The sequence below is a fragment of the Streptococcus sp. 2022WUSS083 genome (genome assembly GCF_044427155.1).
Lineage (GTDB): Bacteria > Bacillota > Bacilli > Lactobacillales > Streptococcaceae > Streptococcus > Streptococcus hashimotonensis.
The window spans coordinates 176,842-198,395 of sequence record NZ_JAOTGK010000004.1 but is presented as its reverse complement, the minus strand read 5'-3'; the positions used below and the strand labels follow the sequence as shown (position 1 = coordinate 198,395).

The 21,554-nt window shown below is 39.9% G+C and carries 23 protein-coding genes and 1 pseudogene; 22 read left to right on the top strand and 2 right to left on the bottom strand.

Annotation, left to right across the window (positions count from 1 at the left end; genetic code table 11):
* The first annotated feature begins 50 nt into the window (after positions 1 to 50).
* The 13 genes and pseudogenes from ODU41_RS06815 (at position 51) to ODU41_RS06755 (ending at position 12,350) form a co-directional block, all read left to right on the top strand.
* Positions 51 to 1,667, top strand: coding sequence for an alpha-glucosidase (locus ODU41_RS06815; protein WP_398578811.1), 1,617 nt, complete (start codon positions 51 to 53; stop codon positions 1,665 to 1,667).
* Between the two features lie 79 nt (positions 1,668 to 1,746).
* Positions 1,747 to 2,376 carry a uracil phosphoribosyltransferase gene (gene upp / locus ODU41_RS06810; protein WP_012027487.1) on the top strand — a complete coding sequence of 210 codons (630 nt, stop codon included), beginning with the start codon at positions 1,747 to 1,749 and terminating at the stop codon, positions 2,374 to 2,376.
* A gap of 107 nt (positions 2,377 to 2,483) precedes the next feature.
* Positions 2,484 to 3,083 (top strand): annotated as a pseudogene (locus ODU41_RS06805) (ATP-dependent Clp protease proteolytic subunit); the annotation flags it as partial.
* 126 nt (positions 3,084 to 3,209) lie between these two features.
* A complete protein-coding gene (locus ODU41_RS06800) occupies positions 3,210 to 3,482 on the top strand; it encodes a YlbG family protein (RefSeq protein WP_002937299.1) in 273 nt (90 codons plus the stop codon).
* 131 nt (positions 3,483 to 3,613) lie between these two features.
* Positions 3,614 to 4,783, top strand: a complete 1,170-nt coding sequence (locus ODU41_RS06795; protein ID WP_044678640.1) for an ABC transporter substrate-binding protein — start codon at positions 3,614 to 3,616, stop codon at positions 4,781 to 4,783.
* Between the two features lie 200 nt (positions 4,784 to 4,983).
* A complete protein-coding gene (locus ODU41_RS06790) occupies positions 4,984 to 5,871 on the top strand; it encodes a branched-chain amino acid ABC transporter permease (RefSeq protein WP_044671020.1) in 888 nt (295 codons plus the stop codon).
* 2 nt (positions 5,872 to 5,873) lie between these two features.
* Positions 5,874 to 6,821 carry a branched-chain amino acid ABC transporter permease gene (locus ODU41_RS06785; RefSeq protein ID WP_002937293.1) on the top strand — a complete coding sequence of 316 codons (948 nt, stop codon included), beginning with the start codon at positions 5,874 to 5,876 and terminating at the stop codon, positions 6,819 to 6,821.
* Positions 6,821 to 7,585 carry an ABC transporter ATP-binding protein gene (locus ODU41_RS06780; RefSeq protein WP_002937291.1) on the top strand — a complete coding sequence of 255 codons (765 nt, stop codon included), beginning with the start codon at positions 6,821 to 6,823 and terminating at the stop codon, positions 7,583 to 7,585. Before ODU41_RS06785 ends, ODU41_RS06780 begins: the two co-directional genes overlap by 1 nt.
* Positions 7,585 to 8,295 (top strand): ABC transporter ATP-binding protein, encoded by a 711-nt coding sequence (locus tag ODU41_RS06775; RefSeq protein WP_002937288.1) that lies wholly within the window; start codon positions 7,585 to 7,587, stop codon positions 8,293 to 8,295. Before ODU41_RS06780 ends, ODU41_RS06775 begins: the two co-directional genes overlap by 1 nt.
* A gap of 361 nt (positions 8,296 to 8,656) precedes the next feature.
* Positions 8,657 to 9,412 (top strand): epoxyqueuosine reductase QueH, encoded by a 756-nt coding sequence (locus tag ODU41_RS06770; protein ID WP_398578810.1) that lies wholly within the window; start codon positions 8,657 to 8,659, stop codon positions 9,410 to 9,412.
* 83 nt (positions 9,413 to 9,495) lie between these two features.
* Entirely contained in the window at positions 9,496 to 10,152 is a 657-nt protein-coding gene (locus ODU41_RS06765) for a CBS domain-containing protein (protein ID WP_002935353.1), read from the top strand.
* A 93-nt stretch (positions 10,153 to 10,245) separates the two neighbouring features.
* On the top strand, positions 10,246 to 11,073 hold the full coding sequence (locus ODU41_RS06760; protein ID WP_398578809.1) for a hypothetical protein: 828 nt from the start codon (positions 10,246 to 10,248) through the stop codon (positions 11,071 to 11,073).
* A 5-nt stretch (positions 11,074 to 11,078) separates the two neighbouring features.
* Positions 11,079 to 12,350 carry a toxic anion resistance protein gene (locus ODU41_RS06755; RefSeq protein ID WP_398578808.1) on the top strand — a complete coding sequence of 424 codons (1,272 nt, stop codon included), beginning with the start codon at positions 11,079 to 11,081 and terminating at the stop codon, positions 12,348 to 12,350.
* A 37-nt stretch (positions 12,351 to 12,387) separates the two neighbouring features.
* Here ODU41_RS06755 and ODU41_RS06750 read toward each other — a convergent pair whose 3' ends face one another.
* A complete protein-coding gene (locus tag ODU41_RS06750; protein WP_024401799.1) occupies positions 12,388 to 13,254 on the bottom strand; it encodes a YitT family protein in 867 nt (288 codons plus the stop codon).
* A 174-nt stretch (positions 13,255 to 13,428) separates the two neighbouring features.
* Between ODU41_RS06750 and tmk the strand changes: the two genes are divergently transcribed.
* The 9 genes from tmk (at position 13,429) to ODU41_RS06705 (ending at position 20,349) form a co-directional block, all read left to right on the top strand.
* The gene (gene tmk / locus ODU41_RS06745; RefSeq protein WP_024379691.1) at positions 13,429 to 14,067 is read left to right on the top strand and encodes a dTMP kinase; all 639 of its coding nucleotides are present in this window, start codon (positions 13,429 to 13,431) and stop codon (positions 14,065 to 14,067) included.
* Positions 14,064 to 14,948, top strand: a complete 885-nt coding sequence (locus ODU41_RS06740; protein WP_024381557.1) for a DNA polymerase III subunit delta' — start codon at positions 14,064 to 14,066, stop codon at positions 14,946 to 14,948. The genes tmk and ODU41_RS06740 overlap by 4 nt, the downstream gene beginning before the upstream one ends.
* Before the next feature lie 19 nt (positions 14,949 to 14,967).
* Positions 14,968 to 15,285, top strand: coding sequence for a DNA replication initiation control protein YabA (yabA, locus tag ODU41_RS06735; RefSeq protein ID WP_002935361.1), 318 nt, complete (start codon positions 14,968 to 14,970; stop codon positions 15,283 to 15,285).
* Position 15,286: 1 nt separating this feature from the next.
* Positions 15,287 to 16,150 carry a 16S rRNA (cytidine(1402)-2'-O)-methyltransferase gene (gene rsmI / locus ODU41_RS06730; RefSeq protein WP_015646954.1) on the top strand — a complete coding sequence of 288 codons (864 nt, stop codon included), beginning with the start codon at positions 15,287 to 15,289 and terminating at the stop codon, positions 16,148 to 16,150.
* 469 nt (positions 16,151 to 16,619) lie between these two features.
* Positions 16,620 to 17,711, top strand: a complete 1,092-nt coding sequence (gene serC / locus ODU41_RS06725; protein WP_015646952.1) for a 3-phosphoserine/phosphohydroxythreonine transaminase — start codon at positions 16,620 to 16,622, stop codon at positions 17,709 to 17,711.
* A complete protein-coding gene (locus tag ODU41_RS06720; RefSeq protein ID WP_044668689.1) occupies positions 17,711 to 18,268 on the top strand; it encodes a GNAT family N-acetyltransferase in 558 nt (185 codons plus the stop codon). The genes serC and ODU41_RS06720 overlap by 1 nt, the downstream gene beginning before the upstream one ends.
* A 53-nt stretch (positions 18,269 to 18,321) precedes the next feature.
* Positions 18,322 to 19,503 (top strand): phosphoglycerate dehydrogenase, encoded by a 1,182-nt coding sequence (locus tag ODU41_RS06715; protein WP_398578807.1) that lies wholly within the window; start codon positions 18,322 to 18,324, stop codon positions 19,501 to 19,503.
* A 2-nt stretch (positions 19,504 to 19,505) separates the two neighbouring features.
* Complete coding sequence (locus ODU41_RS06710) at positions 19,506 to 20,012, top strand: methylated-DNA--[protein]-cysteine S-methyltransferase (RefSeq protein ID WP_024381555.1); 507 nt, start codon at positions 19,506 to 19,508, stop codon at positions 20,010 to 20,012.
* Positions 19,996 to 20,349: an arsenate reductase family protein gene (locus tag ODU41_RS06705; protein ID WP_002935368.1), complete on the top strand. Its 354-nt coding sequence runs from the start codon at positions 19,996 to 19,998 to the stop codon at positions 20,347 to 20,349. Before ODU41_RS06710 ends, ODU41_RS06705 begins: the two co-directional genes overlap by 17 nt.
* A 16-nt stretch (positions 20,350 to 20,365) precedes the next feature.
* On the opposite strand, the gene ODU41_RS06700 is transcribed toward ODU41_RS06705, so the two are convergent.
* Positions 20,366 to 21,265, bottom strand: a complete 900-nt coding sequence (locus tag ODU41_RS06700; protein WP_044673772.1) for a cation transporter — start codon at positions 21,263 to 21,265, stop codon at positions 20,366 to 20,368.
* Positions 21,266 to 21,554: the final 289 nt, after the last annotated feature.

The following is a 21,554-nucleotide window of genomic DNA, read 5'->3' as shown; positions in this document are numbered from 1 at the left end:
GATACCTCTTTTTCTTGACTAAATAAGATTGTGCAGAAAGGATCAATCAAATGTCAGAAATACAAAAGACGGATTGGTGGAAGAAGTCCGTCATTTACCAAATTTACCCTCGTAGTTTTCAAGATTCAAATGGAGATGGAATTGGAGATATTCGAGGAATTATCAGCCGATTAGATTATCTTCACGAGCTAGGAATTGATGCTATTTGGCTCAGTCCTGTTTATCAGTCCCCCATGGATGACAATGGTTACGACATCAGTGACTACCAGGGAATTGCTCCCGAATTTGGGACCATGGAAGATATGGAAGAGCTGATTGCAGAAGGCCATAAGCGCAATATCAAAATTATCATGGATTTGGTGCTCAATCATACCTCGGATGAACATTTCTGGTTTCAAGAAGCTCTCAAAGGACCAGATAATCCCTATTATGATTATTATGTTTGGGCCGATGAGCCGAATGAATTACGCTCGACCTTCTCAGGTTCTGCTTGGGAATACGTTCCACATCTGAACAAATACTATCTCCACCAATTCTCTGTTAAGCAACCGGACTTGAACTGGAAAAATCCTGCTCTGAAACAAGAAATCTGGGACATGATCAATTTTTGGATTGAAAAAGGTGTTGGCGGTTTCAGGCTAGATGTGATTGATTTGATTGGAAAAGAACCAGAAAAATTAATTACAGCCGATGGACCGACTCTTCATCCTCTTATTCAAGAATTAAATGAGAAAACCTTTGGTGCATACGACTTAGTGACTGTCGGGGAAACCTGGAGTGCCAATCCAGAAAATGCTCAGTTATATTCACATCCTGATCGAAAAGAATTTTCGATGATTTTCCAATTTGAACATGTCGGACTTGATCAGCAGGAAGGAAAAGAAAAGTGGGATTTGGCACCGCTTGATCCAGCTCGTTTGCATAAGGTTCTCTCCAAATGGCAGACTGAACTAGTTGGTAAAGGCTGGAACTCGCTTTTCTGGAATAACCACGATTTACCTCGTGCCATTTCTCGCTTCGGTGATGATAGACCTGCATTTCGTGAACTAAGTGGTAAAATGTTAGCTATTTATCTTCATTTTATGTCAGGGACACCTTATATCTACCAAGGTGAGGAAATTGGTATGATTAACACACCAATTACTGATATTAGCCAAGCGGATGATATTGAAACACGTCGCATGTATGCGGAACGGATTGAAAATGGCTTCACCAAGGAGGAATTGATTACTTCTGTAAATGCCAAAGGTCGAGATAATGCTCGCCGTCCAATGCAATGGACAGGAGCAGAAGGAGCAGGATTCAGTACAGGTCAAGCCTGGCTGGCTTTGGGAGATACTGTTAAAGACATCAACGTTGAGAAAGCACTTGCAGACAAACAATCGCTTTTCTATACCTATCAGAAATTAATTGCTCTTCGGAAAGAGTATCCTTGTATGTCTGAAGGAAAATATGAAGTGATGGAGACAGGAAATAGCTCGGTAATGGCCTACCGTAAATATGATGAACAGGATGAATTCATCATATTAGTAAACTTTTCAAGCCAGGAGCAGGCTTATACTATAGCCGTGGAAGAATATTCTATTTTCATGAACAATTATGAAAACGAAGAGGCGATTAATAAAGGGATGTTGAGACCTTTTGAAGCTATCGTTTTCAAAAAATAAATAAATTTGCCATATTCTCAAGCATTTTTTCAATTTTTTTGGTAAAATAGAAAAAACAAAAAAGAGAGGTTTTATCATCATGGGGAAATTCCAAGTCATTTCACACCCACTCATTCAGCATAAGTTGTCTATCCTTCGTCGTACATCTACTTCAACAAAGGATTTTCGTGAGTTGGTTAATGAAATCGCGATGCTGATGGGTTACGAAGTTTTGCGTGACTTGCCACTTGAAGATGTGGAGATTGAAACGCCAATCACTAAAACAGTTCAGAAACAAATTGCAGGTAAAAAATTAGCTATCGTACCAATTCTTCGTGCAGGTGTTGGTATGGTTGATGGTTTGCTAAGCTTGGTACCAGCAGCTAAAGTTGGTCACATCGGTATGTACCGCGATGAAGAAACCCTTCAACCCGTTGAGTATCTTGTGAAATTACCAGAAGACATTGATCAACGTCATATTTTTGTAGTTGACCCAATGCTTGCTACAGGTGGATCAGCTATTCTTGCAGTTGATTCATTGAAAAAACGTGGTGCTTCAAATATCAAATTTGTTGCTCTTGTTTCAGCTCCAGAAGGTGTAAAAGCTCTTCAAGATGCACATCCAGACATTGATATTTACACAGCAGCTTTGGATGAAAAACTCAATGAAAAAGGCTACATCGTACCAGGTTTGGGAGATGCAGGTGACCGCTTGTTCGGTACAAAATAATTAAGAAATCAGCTCTGCTGGTTTCTTTTTCATTTCCTGAAATCGTGTTTTTTATTTGACCAATTTTGACTATTCATATATAATGGGTACAGAAAACCTCGAAAAGGAGTAATTTTATGATTCCAGTAGTTATTGAACAAACTAGCCGTGGTGAGCGTTCTTATGATATTTACTCACGCCTTTTGAAAGACCGCATTATCATGTTGACAGGACCAGTTGAGGACAACATGGCAAACTCTATCATTGCACAATTGCTTTTCCTTGATGCCCAAGACCCTACAAAGGATATTTACCTCTATGTTAATACGCCAGGAGGATCGGTGTCAGCAGGTCTTGCCATTGTAGACACGATGAATTTCATTAAAGCTGATGTTCAAACCATCGTTATGGGAACAGCTGCGAGCATGGGAACCATCATTGCATCAAGCGGTGCCAAGGGCAAACGTTTCATGTTGCCAAATGCAGAGTACATGATTCACCAGCCAATGGGTGGAACAGGTGGCGGTACACAGCAAACGGATATGGCCATTGCAGCGGAACACTTGCTTAAAACCCGTAACAAATTAGAAAAAATCTTGGCTGACAATTCAGGAAAAACAGTGAAACAAATCCACAAGGATGCAGAACGTGATTACTGGATGTCAGCTGAAGAAACCTTGGCTTACGGATTTATTGACCAGATTATGGACAATACAAAAGTCAAATAAGCAGTGACAAATATGTAATAGTACTGACTATTCCTATTAGCTCCAACTCTTTTACAGGTAGTTGGAGCTTTTCATTTATCATTGAAAACGGTATAATATAGAAAGAGAATTTTTAGAGGAGAAGACATGTTTGAGAAGAAAAATCGCACTTGCTTAACTGTCTATTTACACTACAATCGTGATGCACGTAAACTCAGCCAATATGGAGATATTGTTTACCATTCCAAACGCTTGCGATATGTTTTGGTGTATATGGATCAAGAACTAGTAGAAGCTACCATATTAAAATTGAAAAAGGAACGTTTTGTAAAAAAAGTGGTTCCTTCATACATTAAGGAATTAGACCAAAACTTTGTAGGTAATCTATGGAGAGATGAAGAACCATCAGTCGTAGGATAGTCGGAATTAGCAGGTATGTATCTCCTGCTAATTTTTTATTTTAAAAATTTTTTCTTTTTTTGTTGACAATTTTCAGATAATTCAGTATATTAGATACATCGTAAAATTTAAGAAAGATTTAAGGAGTTTTCATGAAAACAAGAAAATTTGCAGTAGCGCTTGCTACATTTGCCTCTGCAGCTCTACTCGCTGCATGTGGTAATGTTTCGACAACCAATACTTCAGCCGCAGGTTCTTCTGTAGGTGATACATTTAAAATCGGCTACAACTTGGAGTTGTCAGGTGCTGTTTCATCTTATGGTCAAACAGAGGAAAAAGGTGCCAACCTTGCCGTGAAAGAAATCAATGCTGCGGGTGGTATTGACGGCAAAAAAATCGAAGTGATCACAAAAGACAACAAGTCTGAAACAGCAGAGGCAGCTACTGTTGCAACAAGCTTGGCAAGTGAAGGGGCAAACGTTGTGATTGGCCCAGCTACATCAGGAGCTTCAGCAGCCTCTATTCCAGCATTGACATCTGCTGGTGTTCCTATGATTACTCCTTCAGGAACTCAAACAAACCTAGTTGTGAACGATAAAGGTGAAGTCCAAGAATACTTCTTCCGTACAACCTTTACAGATGGGTATCAAGGTCAAATTATGGCTAAATATGCTACTGAGAACTTGTCAGCTAAGAAAGTTGTTCTTTACTTTGACAACTCTTCTGATTATGGTAAGGGTGTAGCAGAGGCGTTCAAGAAAGCATACACAGGAGAAATCGTTTCAGAAATCACATTTGCTTCTGGCGATAAAGATTTCCAAGCTGCTTTGACAAAATTGAAAGATAAGGAATTTGATGCTATCATCATGCCTGGTTACTACAATGAAACAGGTACAATTGTGAAGCAAGCACGCGGTTTGGGTATTGACAAGCCAATTCTTGGTTCAGATGGTTTTGACTCACCACAATTTACTGAATTGGCAACTGCATCAGCAGCATCAAATGTTTACTACCTTTCTGCATTTGTAACATCAGCAAGTGAAAAAGCAAAAGCATTCTATGATGCCTATGTGAAAGAATACAATGAAGAGCCATCAATGTTCTCAGCTCTAGCTTACGACTCAGTTTACATGGCAGCAGAAGCAGCAAAAGGTGCAGCTGATTCAGCAGCTGTGAAAGATAACCTTGCAGCTCTGAAAGACTTTGAAGGTGTGACTGGTACAATGTCTGTTGACAAAGAGCACAATGTCGTTAAATCAGTTTATGTTGTTGGTTTAACAAACGGAGAAGAATCATCTGTAGATACTATCTCTATTGACTAATAGTTTATGAAAAGAGGGAATTCCCTCTTTTTCACTTGCCAGAATGTATAGAATAGTAGACATGCTGATATAAAATTTGGTTAAAATTTCTGTAATTTTAATGATTAAACTCTCTATCTAACTTGCTTATTTTCAGAAAATTTTGTATAATGTAACAATGCTATTGAGCTCGAAAAATATTTAGAAAGATTGGTGAACCTATGCTTCAACAACTTGTCAATGGTTTGATTCTTGGTTCTGTTTATGCCCTTTTGGCCCTTGGTTATACCATGGTGTACGGAATTATCAAACTCATTAACTTCGCCCATGGTGATTTGTATATGATGGGTGCTTTTATGGGGTACTTCCTATTAAATAATTTAACTTTTATTGCAGATGGTGGAATGCGTTTCTTTGTTGCTCTCATTTTAGCGATGGTAGGGACGGCTATTCTCGGTGTCGTTATAGAGTTTTTAGCCTATCGTCCTTTGCGTAATTCAACGCGTATAGCAGCTTTGATTACGGCTATCGGTGTATCCTTCTTCTTGGAATACACTATGATTAAATTCTTTACAGCAGACGTAAAAGCCTTTCCACAAGCAATCGAAGCTGTGACTTTTAACCTTGGTCCAGTTTCTGTTACCAATATCCAGTTGATTATTCTTGGTGTATCGCTTGCGTTGATGGTCGCTCTTCAATTAATTGTCAAACGTACAAAAATGGGGAAAGCCATGCGTGCGGTTTCTGTAGATAGCGATGCAGCTCAGCTTATGGGGATCAATGTAAACCGTACAATCAGCTTTACTTTTGCTCTTGGGTCAGCTCTTGCGGGTGCTGCGGGTGTTCTCCTAGGTCTCTACTACAACCAGATTGAGCCTTTGATGGGGATGACCCCAGGTTTGAAAGCCTTTGTAGCGGCAGTATTGGGCGGTATCGGTATTATTCCAGGTGCTGCGCTTGGTGGCTTCGTTATCGGTATCATCGAAACATTCACCTATGTGATTGAATTCGATACTTTCCGCGATGCGATCGTATATACTGTTTTGATCATCATCCTCTTGGTGCGTCCAAGTGGTATTCTTGGTAAAAATGTGAAAGAGAAGGTGTAACCATGAAGCAAAATTTAAAAGTTAATGCGATTTGGTTGGCTATCTTATTGGCTGGTTTTGGACTTATTCAAGGTCTTGTATCAGCAGGGATTCTGAATTTTTACTACATCCAGATTGTTCAGCAAATCGGTATTCAAATTATCTTGGCAGTTGGTTTAAACTTGATTGTTGGTTTCTCGGGTCAATTTTCACTTGGACATGCTGGATTTATGGCTATTGGTGCCTACGCAGTAGGTATTCTTGGGAAAATGATGCCAACTTATGGTGGATTTGCTATCGCCTTGATTGTTGGGATGTTAATCTCAGGTGCAGTAGCTCTTTTAGTCGGTATTCCAACCCTTCGTTTGAAAGGTGACTACCTTGCAATTGCGACTCTCGGTGTTGCAGAGATTATTCGTATTTTAATTATCAATGGTGGTAGTGTGACGAATGGTGCAGCAGGTATTATGTCTATTCCACTCTTTACAAGCTGGCCTTTAGTTTATATTTTTGTAATCATCACAACCTTGGTGACAGTTAACTTTTTACGCAGTCCGATGGGACGTGCTACAATTTCTGTTCGTGAGGATGAAATTGCGGCAGAATCTGTAGGTGTCAATCCAACATTTGTTAAAGTTTCAGCCTTTGTATTTGGTGCCATGACGGCAGCCATTGCAGGTGGTCTCCATGCAGGATACGTTGGGACAATTGTTCCGAAAGACTTTGCCTTTATGACCTCCGTTAACGTTTTGATTATCATTGTATTGGGTGGTTTGGGCTCTATCACAGGTACCTTTGTAGCAGCCATTGTACTTGGTATTTTGAACGTATTCCTCAAGAGTTACTCTGATATTTCAATGATTATCTATTCATTAGCTCTTATTCTCTTGATGATTTTCCGTCCTGGAGGTCTTTTGGGAACTAAGGAATTCAGTGTAGCGGCTCTACTAAAGAAGAAGGAGGTTAAGTAATGGCATTACTTGAAGTAAAAGATTTAACCAAGAACTTCGGTGGCCTGACTGCCGTTGGTGACGTGACTATGGAACTTCATGAAGGGGAATTGGTTGGTCTTATCGGTCCAAATGGTGCTGGTAAAACGACTCTTTTCAACCTCTTAACAGGTGTTTATGAGCCAAGCGAGGGGACAATTTCTCTTGCAGGGACTATTTTGAACGGTAAAGCACCATCAAAAATTGCTTCGCTTGGTCTTGGTCGTACTTTCCAGAACATTCGTTTGTTCAAAAATATGACCGTTTTGGAAAATGTTTTGATTGGTCTTGGTAACCATGGAAAATCAGAAGTATTTGCAAGTTTCTTCCGTCTTCCAGCATTCTATAAGAATGAAGAAGCGTTGAAAACAAAAGCGATTGAACTTTTGAAAATCTTCGATTTGGATGGAGATGCAGATACATTAGCTAAAAACCTTCCTTACGGTCAACAACGACGTTTGGAAATCGTTCGTGCCCTTGCGACTGAACCCAAAATTCTTTTCTTGGATGAGCCAGCGGCTGGTATGAACCCACAAGAAACGGCAGAATTGACCCAACTCATCCGTAAAATCAAAGAAGAATTTGGCATTACTATCATCTTGATCGAACACGATATGAGCTTGGTTATGGAAGTAACGGAGCGGATATACGTATTGGAGTACGGTCGTTTGATTGCCCATGGTACACCAGAAGAAATTCGTAATAATAAGCGTGTAATTGAAGCCTACCTTGGAGGTGAAGCTTAATGGCAATGTTAGAAGTAAAAAATCTTTCCGTTAACTACGGTGTTATCGAAGCTGTTAAAGATGTTAGCTTTGAGGTTAATGAAGGTGAAGTTGTAACACTTATCGGCGCTAATGGTGCTGGTAAAACCTCTATCCTTCGTACTATTTCAGGACTTGTTCGTCCATCAGCTGGAACGATTTCTTTCCTTGGAAATGAGATTCAAAAAGTTCCTGCTCGTAAAATCGTAGCGGACGGTTTATCACAAGTCCCAGAAGGTCGTCATGTTTTTGCAGGCTTGACTGTTATGGAAAACTTGGAAATGGGTGCCTTCCTTCGTAACAATCGTGAAGAAAACCAAGCAAACTTGAAAAAAATCTTTGCTCGTTTTCCACGTTTGGAAGAACGTAAAAACCAGGATGCAGCTACCCTTTCAGGTGGTGAGCAACAGATGTTGGCAATGGGACGTGCCCTAATGAGCCAACCAAAGCTCTTGCTCCTTGATGAGCCATCAATGGGCTTGGCTCCGATCTTTATCCAAGAAATTTTTGATATTATCCAAGATATTCAAAAACAAGGAACAACTGTCCTCTTGATTGAGCAAAATGCCAACAAAGCTCTCGCTATTGCAGATCGTGGCTATGTTCTAGAAACAGGAAAAGTTGTCCTCTCAGGAACAGGAAAAGAACTCCTCGCCTCAGAAGAAGTCAAAAAAGCATATCTGGGTGGCTAAAATGAGGCTGACGCCTCATTTTAGGTTGGAAATAGGGACCGTCGGCAGACGGTCTTTCATTTTGTTCATTTTTTGGGACCTTTTTAGGTTGGAAATGAGAACTGCCGGCAGGCAGTTTTTTTATATTCGGATAGGCTGTTTTAATCGGGAGATAGGAAAACCAGCAATGCATGTTGCTGGTTTGTCCCCAACCTGACGGGTTGTTTTAGGTTGGAAATGAGAACCGCTGGTAAGCGGTTTTCTTTATATCAAGGTCTGGGGTACCTTTTTAGGTTGGAAATGGGGAGCCTTCTCTCATGTTGTTACTATCTATGCAGTGGTCTTCAAATATAGTATAATGAATGTATATTTGGAGGTTTGTATGATTAAAGTTGAAGAGATTTTATCGACTCTATCACCGAATCAAAAGGTTAACTATGATAAAGTGTTTCAAAAAATGGCAAGCACGTGGCAGGAAGCGGGGCTTCGACCGAAAATTCTCATGCATGTCTGTTGTGCACCATGTTCGACCTATACATTGGAGTACTTGACTCAATATGCAGATGTAACCATCTATTTTGCGAATTCCAATATTCATCCAAAGGCGGAGTACCAGCGGCGGGCAGCCGTGACGGCCCAATTTGTCAAAGAATTTAATCAGAAAACTGGACAGTCGGTAGGCTACCTAGAAGCTGACTATAGCCCTCAGGAATTTTTCAAGAAAACTCAGCATCTCGCCAATGAGCCAGAGGGGGGAGATCGGTGTAAGGTTTGCTATGATTATCGGTTGGATAAGACTGCGGAGAAGGCAGTTGAGCTTGGTTTTGACTATTTTGGTTCGGCTTTGACAATCAGTCCACATAAGAATTCGCAGACCATTAATGCTGTTGGGATTGAGGTGCAGAAATTATTCGATACCCAGTATCTTCCGAGTGACTTTAAGAAAAATGGAGGCTATCAGCGTTCAGTTCAAATGTGTGAAGAGTATGACATTTATCGCCAGTGCTATTGTGGATGTGTCTATGGAGCCAATGCCCAAGGTGTCAATCTCGTACAGGTAAAAAAAGAAGCCTTGGAATTTTTAAAAACGCACAGAGATTATTCCCACATTCCTTTCAAGGTACTATATAAGAATTGATTTTCATTTCTTTTCATTAAATATTGAAATCGTTTTCGGATTTGTGGTATAATAAAGTATGATTTACCAAAGGAGGAAGTCCTATGTCTGTTAAAGATTTTATGACCCGTAAAGTTGTTTATATTTCACCAGATACAACCATTGCACACGCTGCAGATATTATGCGTGAACAGGATTTGCACCGTCTACCTGTTATTGAAAATGATAAGTTGGTTGGTTTGGTCACTGAGGGAACGATCGCAGAAGCTAGTCCATCGAAAGCAACTAGCCTATCTATTTACGAGATGAACTACCTTTTGAATAAGACTAAGGTCAAGGATGTGATGATTAAGAATGTTATTACAGTCTCAGGTTACGCTAGTCTTGAAGATGCTGCTTATCTCATGTATAAAAACAAAGTGGGGATTCTTCCAGTTGTTGATAACGGTCAACTGTATGGGGTCATTACTGATCGTGATATTTTTGCAGCTTTTCTTCATGTCTCAGGTTATGGAGAGGAAGGGGTACGCGCTCGGTTCCTTGTTGAAAATAAGGCAGGGGAGTTAGAAAAAATTATTCGATTGGTGGCAGATAAGGATTATAATATTGTATCTACTGTACAACTTGCTACCAAGTCTGGAAAAGTTGTCATCGAAGTACAGATTGACGGAAAAGTTGATGTTGAAGAAGTTCGAACTCTTTTCGAGGGTGCAGGTATCCAAGTGGATAGCTTGGTTCCGACTGTTGCTAAAAATATTTAAAAACCGAGATTTCTCGGTTTTTTTCTTTAGCTATCATTCTAGTATTTTAGGGGAATGTGATATAATAAAGTATATCACGTATGAGGAGGCTCTATGGGGCACAAATATAAAAAGTATAAGAAATATGGTAAAAATAATTCAGGACTTGTGGCCCTCCTTGTTTTATTGGCAATCGGTTTTGTCATGAGTTTCTGGTATATCTTATTGCCCATTGGACTTTTAATTGGCTATTTTTACAAGAGAGAGGCTATCCAGCGTTTTTTGAATAGAGATTCTATAAAACGCTTGCAGGTATTAGCGCTATCTATTCGTTCGGGCTATGAAAAGCATCAAGAGCTCTTGGTGGAAAAGGGTGAGGATAAGGTTGTGTTACAGTTGCGAAGCAGACTGTTAGGACAATTATTTGAATTAGATCAGCTCTATCAAAAAGTTGGAAAATATCTGAATGGATATGAAAGTAAAGAAGTTGTAGATACCTTGCAACTAAAATATCATTTAAAACTGCCAGAAGCTAAAACAGAAGAAAATACTGACACACAGGTTTCTACTGGTGCTAATGCTGCGATGGATGAACAAGGCATGATAGCGGATTTAGCTCCTGAAATTCTAGAAACCTATTGTAATATTCAAAGAGACAATCTTGTTATTTTTGAAAAGCTGGAAAAGGCGACAGATAAGCGGGAAGAATTGACAGCTATCCATGAGGCCAATATGAATCGGTTTAATGATATTTTACAGGGGTATTTGAAAATCAAAAAATCACCGAAAGATTATTTTAACGCAGAAGAACGATTGGTGCAGGCAAAATCAGCCATGGAAATGTTTGATAAGGATTTGGATGATACCATCAAACAATTTAACGAAGCGGATATGAAAGATTTTGAAGTCAGTCTGCGTATGATGAAAAGAGAAGAGGAATAGAGAAGATGTCAGGATTTAATTTCGATATTGATCAGATTGCTAATAATAGTTTATCAACCAAAGATAAGACAACAGAGCTTATTCAAGCGACTCCGACTGGAGATAATTCAAAAGTGTCTTTTTTGGCACAGTTGACACCGGAACAACAAACAGGTATTCGTGCCAAGGCTCCCCAATTGGTGGATAATTTCTTAGCTAATCAAAATGCCCTCTTGGATTTTGGTAAGGAAGCGGTAGAAGAAGTCAATGCCACGGTCAATCACATTTTGTCAGAACAGAAGAAGATTGAAATTCCACAGGTGGATGAGCTTTTGGCCAATACCAACCGTGAATTGAATGGTTTTGTGGCTAAGTATAAGGACATTTCCACAACTGCTGAATTAGAAAAGAAACCAGGTTTCTTCCAACGCCTGTTCAAGCAGACCAAAAATGATTTGCAGGAATTTTATTTTGATTCGCAGACCATTGAAAAGAAAATGGATAGCATGGCAGCCAGTGTGGTCAAGCAAGAAGAGGTGTTGGCGCGCAATATTGTTTCTGCAGAGCTTTTGATTGAAAATAATACCAAGTCTATCGAGAATTTGGTGGGGGTCATCGCCTTTATTGAAGCGACTGGTCAGGAAGCGGCAGAGCGTGCGAAATTGGCACAAGAAAACCTCGCAACTTTAGTACCGACTACAGTCGATTATCAAGTAGCTTCTGAGAAGTTAGCACGTGTAACAGAGGTTGCTAATATCCTCGAACAACAATATTCTGAGTATATGAGTCGCTTGTATGTCGCGTGGACAACGACACCGCAGATGCGTAATCTGGTCAAGGTTTCTTCGGATATGAAACAGCGCCTTGGGATGTTACGTCGCAATACTATTCCAACAATGAAATTGTCCATTGCACAGTTGGGCATCTTACAACAATCTATCAAGTCTAGCCAGACGGCAGATGCGATTGTCAATGCTAATAATGCTGCCCTTCAAATGCTTGCGGATACATCAAAAGAAGCCATCCCGATGATGGAACGCACAGCTCAGAATCCGACCCTTTCAGTAGCATCTGTTACCAAATTGGCAGAAAGTTTGGTTGCCCAAAATAAGGGCATTATTGCAGCTATAGATGAAGGGCGTCAGAAACGTCGGGAGTTGGAGGCAGCTATTGTACGGTCAGCAGAGACTATCAACGATTCTGTTAAGCTACGCGATCAAAAAATCATTGCTGCTTTGCTGGAGCAAGGCAAAGTAGCACAGTCTGAGGCAGAGCAACCACTTGAAACCAATCAATAATATAAAACCTGCAGTTCAGCGAAACTGCAGGTTTTGTTTAATGGCGTTCTATTGGTTTTTTATCTCGATCTAAAGTAAATCCCTCACCGAGTACTTCATGTGCGTCTGTAATGGTGATAAATGCGTGGGGGTCAATGCGGTGAATAAGCTCCTTCATCTCTTGGAGTTGGCTCTTATATATGACCGAGTAAATCATGTTGACATCGGCTTTGCTGTAGAAACCTTGTGCTTTGATAAAGGTGACACCACGCTCGATTTCACAATCAATAGCCTGAGCCAATTGGTCAGATTTTTGAGAAACAATCATAACCCCCTTGCTACCATATCCGCCCTCCGTGACAAAATCAATAACCTTGGAAGCAATAGCAACCATCATTAAAGTATATAGAACTGTTCGGAGGTCTTTAAAAACAATAACAATCAGAGTTAGGATGAGGATGTCAACTGCAAGAATGATTTGTCCAATGGAGTAAGGTAGGAATTTATGACCTATACGAGCAATAATATCGCTTCCCCCAGTCGTTCCGCCAGCACGGAAGATGGTTCCTAATCCTAGTCCCATAAGAATCCCACCAAGGATACTAACGAGTAGCAAATCTTGTTGTAGATTGATTGAAAAATGGATTTTTTCAAAAATGGCCAACCAAAAGGTAACGCTAAAGGTTCCTAAGATACTGAGATAGAGAGTCTTCCTTCCGAGTATTTTCCACCCGAGGATGAACAATGGAATATTAATCACAATGTTCATTATCCAAGGTTGAATATGAAAAAGGTAGTAAATAATCAGCGTCAATCCAGTTGCGCCACCCTCGAATAGACGATTGGGCATGATTAAATAATTTAGCCCAAAGGCAAATAGCCCTGCACCAAGCAAAATAAGTAAAATATTTTTCAAACGAACCATAAGCATCTCCGAATATGTGTATATATCAATTTTAAAAGATTTTCTCCTTAAAAACAAGTCAATTTTCAAGTGATTTTTTGACTAATTTTTGGTAAAATGGAATGAATATCTAAGAACCAGTCTTCACAAGTGAAGTGCTGAACTGTGCATACTGGTACTAAGAGCGAGGGAAAGATGAGAAACGGTTTTTTTATTACATTTGAAGGTCCAGATGGGGCAGGGAAAACGACGGTATTGCAACAGTTATTACCAGCCTTGCAGGAATTGGGGCCAGAAGTAGTCACAACTAGAGAGCCAGGTGGGGTGGCGATTGCAGAAGAAATTCGCAATATTATTCTGAATCCTGCAAATACAGCGATGGATGATAAGACGGAGCTGTTATTGTTCATTGCAGCACGACGTCAGCATTTGAAAGAGAAGATTCTTCCACCCTTGGCACAGGGGAAATTGCTCTTGATTGATCGTTTTATCGATTCCTCTATTGCCTATCAAGGATTTGGACGGGGCTTGGATATAGATGATATTCATTGGCTCAACCAGTTTGCAACAGATGGTTTAAAGCCAGATTTAACCCTCTATTTTGATATTGATACAGAAGAGGGGCTGGCTCGAATTGCCCGCAATGCTGACCGTGATGTGGATCGCTTGGATATGGAAAAAGCAGATATGCATAGACGGGTGCGTCAAGGCTATCTTAGTATTTTAGAGCAGGAACCAGAGCGGTTTGTAAAGATTGATGCCAGTCAGCCACTAGAGGCTGTTGTTGCAGATGCTCTGGCGGTCATTAAGAAACGGTTTGCAGAAAGAACATGAAGATTGAAGAACTTAGAAACTTACAACCCAGTGTATTTCAACGTTTTGTGACAATTTTAGAGCAGAGACGTTTGGCGCATGCCTATCTATTTTCAGGTGACTTTGCTAGTTTTGATATGGCAATTTTTCTCAGTCAATCGTTATTTTGTCAGGAGAAAGAAGGCGTCCTTCCTTGTCAGAAGTGTCGGTCTTGTCGCCTAATTGAAGCAAATGAGTTTTCAGATCTTACTGTTATTGCACCGCAGGGAAATGTTATCAAAACAGATACGATACGTGAATTAGTTAAGAATTTTTCACAATCTGGATTTGAATCCAATAAGCAGGTTTTCATTATTCGTGATGCTGAGAAAATGCATGCTAACGCAGCCAACTCTTTGCTAAAAGTGATTGAAGAACCTCAGTCAGCCATTCACATCTTCTTATTGACCAATCAGGAAGAAGCTGTCCTTCCTACTATCAAGAGTCGGACACAGATTATAGGTTTTCCTAAAAATATTCCGGCCATGGAGCGAATGTTAGAAGAGGAGGGCTTGTTAAAAACACAAGCGAATCTCTTAGCTCAACTGGTTTCAAGTCAAGAAGAAGCGAAAAAGTTAGCAGAAAATAAAAACTTTTTAGATTTGATGGGACAGACAAAGAAATTTACAGACTTGCTCTTGGTGGAGCCTACACGTGCTTATTTGCAAGTTGGAATCCTAGTGTCTTTAGCTGTGGAAAAAGCTGAGCAGGGACGTTTGTTTGACCTTCTGAGTCTGATATTATCTGAGAAAATGATGGAATCGGCAAACGTACGCGAAAAAATGGATGCTGTTCTTAAGGCTAAGAAGATGTGGCAGGCAAACGTAAGTCTACAAAATAGTCTAGAGTATATAACTCTGTAAAATAAAAGAAAGGGAGATAATGGATAAAAAAGAAATTTTTGATGCCCTAGATGATTTTTCGCAGAATCTTCTAACCACGTTGGCAGAAGTGGATGCTATCAAAAAGCATTTACAGGGAGTTATTGATGAAAATACGACCCTCCGCTTGGAAAATTCCAAGTTGCGCGAACGTTTGGAAAAAGAAGATAAGACAGGCCATAAATCTTCCAACTTTGGTAAGGAGAATTTGGAGAATATTTACGAAGATGGTTTCCATATTTGTACCTTCTCTTATGGTCAACGTAGGGATAATGATGAACCTTGTATGTTCTGTGTAGAATTATTGAATCGAGATTAGGATGAAAGTACAAAAATCATTTAAGGGACAGACGAGTTTTGGGACTTTATATCTGGTGCCAACGCCTATTGGAAACTTACAGGATATGACATTTCGAGCTGTTCAGATTTTGAAAGAAGTGGATATAATTGCAGCGGAAGATACGAGAAATACAGGCCTCCTACTCAAACATTTTGAAGTAGAAACCAAGCAAATATCCTTTCATGAACACAATGCCCATGAAAAAATTCCAGTTTTGATTGATTGGCTCAAATCTGGTCAGTCTATTGCGCAAGTTTCTGATGCAGGCCTGCCTTCCATTTCGGATCCTGGTCATGACCTGGTAGGGGCAGCGATTGCGGAGGATATTCCTGTTGTAGCACTTCCAGGAGCATCGGCGGGAATTACAGCCTTGATTGCATCTGGTTTGGCACCCCAGCCACATATTTTTTATGGATTTTTACCGAGAAAATCGGGGCAGCAAAAAGAATTTTTCCAAGAAAAAAAGACCTATCCTGAGACGCAAATTTTCTATGAATCTCCATATCGTGTGGCAGATACCTTAGAAAATATGTTGGCAGTTTATGGTGATCGTCAGGTAACGGTTGTTCGAGAATTGACCAAGTTATACGAAGAATACCAGAGAGGAAGCATTTCCGAATTACTAGAGTATTTGGAAGAAAATCCACTTAAGGGAGAATGCTTGATTATTGTCGAGGGTGCTGGTGAGGAAGTCTATCCTTCTGCTGATGAAGTGGACTTGAAGGCTGAGGTAGAAAGGGAAATTGCAAGTGGTATAAAACCTAATCAGGCTATCAAAGAAGTGGCCAAACGCTACCAACTCAAAAAACAAGAAGTATACGATATATATCATGGACTAGGTTAAGACCTAGTTTTTTTGTATGTTTATGCAAGCTTATATTCTTCGAAAATCAAAATTATCCGTTGTCAAGAGCCTTGATGAGTGAAAAGCTCCAGTGGATTTTTTCAGCCTGTTACCTTGAAATGAGAAAGTAACAGAGTTCTATCTTCGGCTTAATGACGCGAACACAGTTCTCTATACTTCCAGCCTTCAACTATATCCCAGCTAAGCTACTTTTGATTTTCATTGAGTATTAATATGCAGATAGCAATTGACGACACTCCCCAAACAGTCAAATCTGGTCATAAAATTCTCATTGAAAACTGATAAATCCCTGTGAGGTAAGTGGCTCGTTTATGGCTAAAAGTAAGAGGTTCTTTAGAAAGTAGAATAAATATAAGAAATCCGAATATTTTTACAAAATAATCATATTTTATGGAATTGTCTGAATATTTGTGATATAATGAACAGACTAACTTAATGGAGGGATTTTATGACAATCTACAACTTCTCTGCAGGTCCTGCAGTATTGCCAAAACCAGTACTTGAACGCGCCCAAGCTGAATTCTTGGACTACAATGGTTCGGGAATGAGCGTTTTGGAGATGTCGCATCGCTCCAAGGACTTCGATGATATTATTAAAGGTGCTGAGGCAACGCTTCGTGAATTGATGGCCATTCCAGATAATTACAAGGTTATTTTCTTGCAAGGTGGAGCTTCTTTGGAGTTCACAATGATTCCCCTCAACTTCGCTCAAGGCAAGAAAGCCTACTATCTTGTAGGTGGCTCATGGGGTAAAAAAGCCTATACTGAGGCTGTGAAGCTGTCTAAAACAATTGCCTTTGAACCAATTTTGCTTGGATCAACGGAAGATATTACCTATGCAGAATTGCCAACCTTCGATAAAAATGATATTGATCCAACTGCTGCTTACGTGCATTTGACAACAAATAACACTATTGAGGGAACAGCAGTTTATGATATTCCTGATACCAATGGCGTGCCAGTCATTGCCGATATGTCTTCAAACATCTTAGCGGCTCGCTATAATGTTGAAGATTTTGCCATGATTTATGCTGGCGCTCAGAAAAATATTGGTCCTGCTGGTGTGACGGTGGTGATTGTTCGTGAGGACTTCCTCAATGATCAACCAATGCTTTCAAGCATGTTGGACTACCGTATTCAAGCAGAAAATGACTCTCTTTATAATACGCCACCAGCTTATTCTATCTATATTTCTAAACTCGTCTTTGAATGGGTAAAAGAAATTGGTGGTGTCGATGAGATGGAGAAAATCAACCGTGAAAAATCTGGTTTGCTTTATGACTATATCGACCAGTCTAATTTCTATACAAACCCTGTTCGTAAAAAAGAAGAGCGTTCAGTAGCGAACATTCCTTTTGTCTCACCAAGTGAAGAATTAGATGCTAAATTTGTCAAAGAAGCAACAGCAGCTGGTTTTAAAAACATCAAAGGTCACCGTTCAGTAGGTGGGATGCGGGCGTCGCTCTATAATGCTTTCCCACGACAAGGTGTGGTTGAATTGATTGAATTCATGAAAAAATTTGCAGCGGAGAATGCTTAATGGAAATTAGATTAGCACATCCAAATGAGATGGAGGCTATTGTCAATATTCTTGAAGATGCTCGTGCATTTCTAGCAACCTCTGGTATCAATCAATGGCAGGGAGAGTATCCTAATAAAGAGAATATCTTTGATGACATTCTTTCTGGCAGAGGTTACGTTGGTATAGTTGACGGTAAGGTGGCAGCTTATGCCGCCGTTCATCGTGGTCAAGAAGCAGAATATGAGGCCATATATGAAGGAAAATGGCAGCACAATCATCCGGTATATACAACATTTCATAGAATTGCAGCAGCTGACGAATTTCGTGGTCAAGGAATCATACAAACTTTTTTGCAAGGTTTAATTGAAGGTCAAAAAGGACCGGATTTCCGCTGTGATACCCATGAGCAGAATAAGACAATGCAGCACATTCTAAAAAAATTAGGCTATGTCTATTGTGGTAAAGTCCCAATAGATGGAGAACGTCTAGTCTATCAAAAAATCAAGTACAAGAGCGAGCGGAGTCTTTACCAGGAAATCAGTGAAGACGACCGTTGGTTACTCGGAAATAATTAATGAAATAAAGAAAGAAAAGGCGGCAGCTATTCCGCCTTTTTAGGTAAAAATAAATGGTATTTAGCGTACGTACTTTTAACAATATCAATCAAATTGGTCTTAAGGAATTAGGCAATAAATTCCAGATTGACGGAGATCATGCAGCAAATCCAGATGCCTTTATTATTCGATCTGAAAATTTGCATGGATTTGATTTTCCTGAAAATCTAAAAGCTATTGCCCGTGCTGGTGCAGGGACTAACAATATTCCAATCGAAGAGGCAACAGAGAAAGGTATTGTTGTCTTTAACACTCCAGGTGCCAATGCCAATGCCGTAAAAGAGGCAGTCATTGCTTCCATCCTCTTGTCAGCACGTGACTATATCGGAGCGACTGCATGGGCAAATACATTGTCAGGAGATGATGTACCTAAGCAGGTTGAAGCAGGTAAGAAGCAGTTTGCTGGGACAGAAATTTCATGTAAGACTCTTGGTGTTATCGGACTTGGTGCTATCGGTGCGCGTATTGCCAACGATGCCCGCCGTTTGGGAATGAATGTTCTCGGTTACGACCCTTATGTATCAGTAGAAACTGCATGGACCATTTCAAGCCATGTCAAACGTGTGGATGACTTGAAAGAAATCTTTACCAATGCGGATTATATTACTGTTCATGTTCCTTTGACAGATAAGACACGAGGACTCTTCAATGCGGATAGTTTTGGTCAAATGAGAAAAGGAACAACCTTGATAAACTTTGCACGAGGTGAATTGGTTAATAATGCTGATTTGTTTGAAGCAATTGAGGCAGGAGTTATCAAGAACTATATCACGGATTTTGGGACAGAAGAAGTACTCAACAAGGACAACATTATCGTCTTCCCGCACGTTGGTGGGTCAACAGAGGAAGCAGAGCTCAACTGTGCCATTGCTGCAGGTCAGACCATTCGTCGTTTTATGGAGACGGGTGAAATCATCAACTCAGTCAATTTCCCAAATGTGAAACAATTCCTAGATGCACCGTATCGTATTACCTTGATTAATAAGAATATTCCTAATATGGTAGCAACGATCACAACGGCTGTATCTGAGTTGGGAATCAATATCGATAATATCATCAATAAGTCTAAAGGTGACTATGCCTATACTTTACTTGATTTGGATGAAGCGGATAAAGTGAAAATTGAGCAGTTGGTTGCTAAATTTGAAGCAACGGATGCAATTGTCAAAGTGCGTGTCATTCAGAATAAAAACTAATCATGCTGTATAAACAAATCTATCACAGTCCACTTGGCCCCATGTCATTAATTGCTAGTGATAAGGGATTGAGAGGGGCCTGGTTTGAGGGACAAAAATATTTTGAACGAGGCTTGAATGAGAAAGCTATTTTAGCCTCCCATCCCATTTTAGACCAGACAGCTCGATTGCTTGACCAGTATTTTTCAGGGGATCAGGTGGACTTTTCAAACCTTCCATTAGAAGCTGTGGGAACAAATTTCCAAGAGCATGTCTGGCAATTATTGAAGACGATTCCGATTGGTCAGACAACTACCTATGGACAACTGGCTCAGCAACTAGGCCTTCGTTCTGGTCAGGCAGTAGGAGGTGCAGTTGGGCGTAATCCTTATTCTATTATTGTTCCTTGTCACCGAGTTCTCAATCAGAAAGGACAGTTGACAGGTTATGCAGGTGGACTGGATAAGAAAATCTGGCTCTTGCGACATGAGAATCCAGAATTTGAGGTGAAAGATGATTTTATTTTATGAGTATCCAAAATGTTCGACTTGCCGAGCAGCAAAGGCGGAGCTGAAGAGTTTGGGATTGGAATTTGAAGCTATTGACATTAAGTCAACACCGCCTAGTGCTGAAGAGCTAAAAGCTTGGATGGAGGCGACAGGACTAGAATTGAAAAAGTATTTTAATACTTCTGGGAATAGCTATCGTGAATTAGGCTTGAAAGATAAGTTTGATAGTCTTAGCTTGGAGCAGGCACTTAATCTTCTAGCTAATGATGGTATGCTGATTAAGCGTCCCCTACTAATTCAGGATGGTAAAATCTTACAGATTGGCTATCGAACAAAATACGAAAATCTCGGTTTATAAGCCGAGATTTTGTTTATTATAGCGCATATTCTATTGAAATATATTCATGATGTTTTTTCAAAAGATAGAGCATCTGAGGCTTATCTTCTAAGAGTTTTTGGATAATTTCGTGATGGACATTGTGGAGATTGATTTTAACGCGAATCTTCATGCCTTGTTTGAAAATATGGATTTCGACATCATTGCTATCTTCCTTTAAGTAAGGCTCCAATAGCTGATAGATAGAATCATGTATCTCAGGGAAATGGATCGTTCCGTTGGCAAGTTCCTTGAAAGATGCCACTAATAAGTTCCAAGGTTCCTTAAATGAAATGATTGCTAGTGCTAGTGTCAAAAAGAAGTCGCCAGTATAATGCAGGAAGTCGAACCAAGAGTTGATAGGAACAAGATAGAGCAGAAGAGTTGCAATTCCAATAGCACCTGAAATGAGTCCGTCTACAAGGTTGCCTTTTGCTTCTGCTAATATGATAGTAGACAGATGATTGACTTTGGCACTCATATGGCGGTTGTATAGGTAAAGCCCCATACAGACAAAAAACATGGTTATGGTATAAGGGAGAACGGGACCAGTAGTCATTTGATGACCGATTCCATGAACAAAGTAAGCAAAGGCTGTCGCGCTAGTTTCAAGTACAGCAAATACAAGGAGTAGTAGAGTTGCGAGAGATTTCATGATAGCGTAGAAAGGTTCTAGAAAATACAGTCCTTGTGGAAAAGTCTCGGTTTTCCGATGGCTATTTTTCGATATATAAACTGCAACTAAGGACGAAATAAATGCTATTAGAGAAAAGACTCCGTCTAGGAGGAGGGCGTTTAGGTCAGTCATGATATAAACGGCAATACCTGCTAGTCCAGATAAACCGTTCACAACAGAGGAAACAGTTAGAGATTTGCGTTCGATAATTTTGTGGTCCATAATCCCTCCTTTTAATGTATATCTATATATTTATTTTACCACAAAATGACACCGTTTTCAAATTGAGCGGATTAAAACAAGGTAGAGTGATAAGAAATAAAGACTCAAAACCCTTGCAATAGACCTACGGGTTTTAAGCCTTTAATATCTGTTATCTGATAATTGATATCACGTTATACTCTTCGAAAATCAAAATCAGACGTTGTTGACTTGATTTGATGAACTTCAGTTCTATCTGCATCTGCGTCGCCTAGTCTGATTTTGATTTTCATTGAGTATTAATATCCAC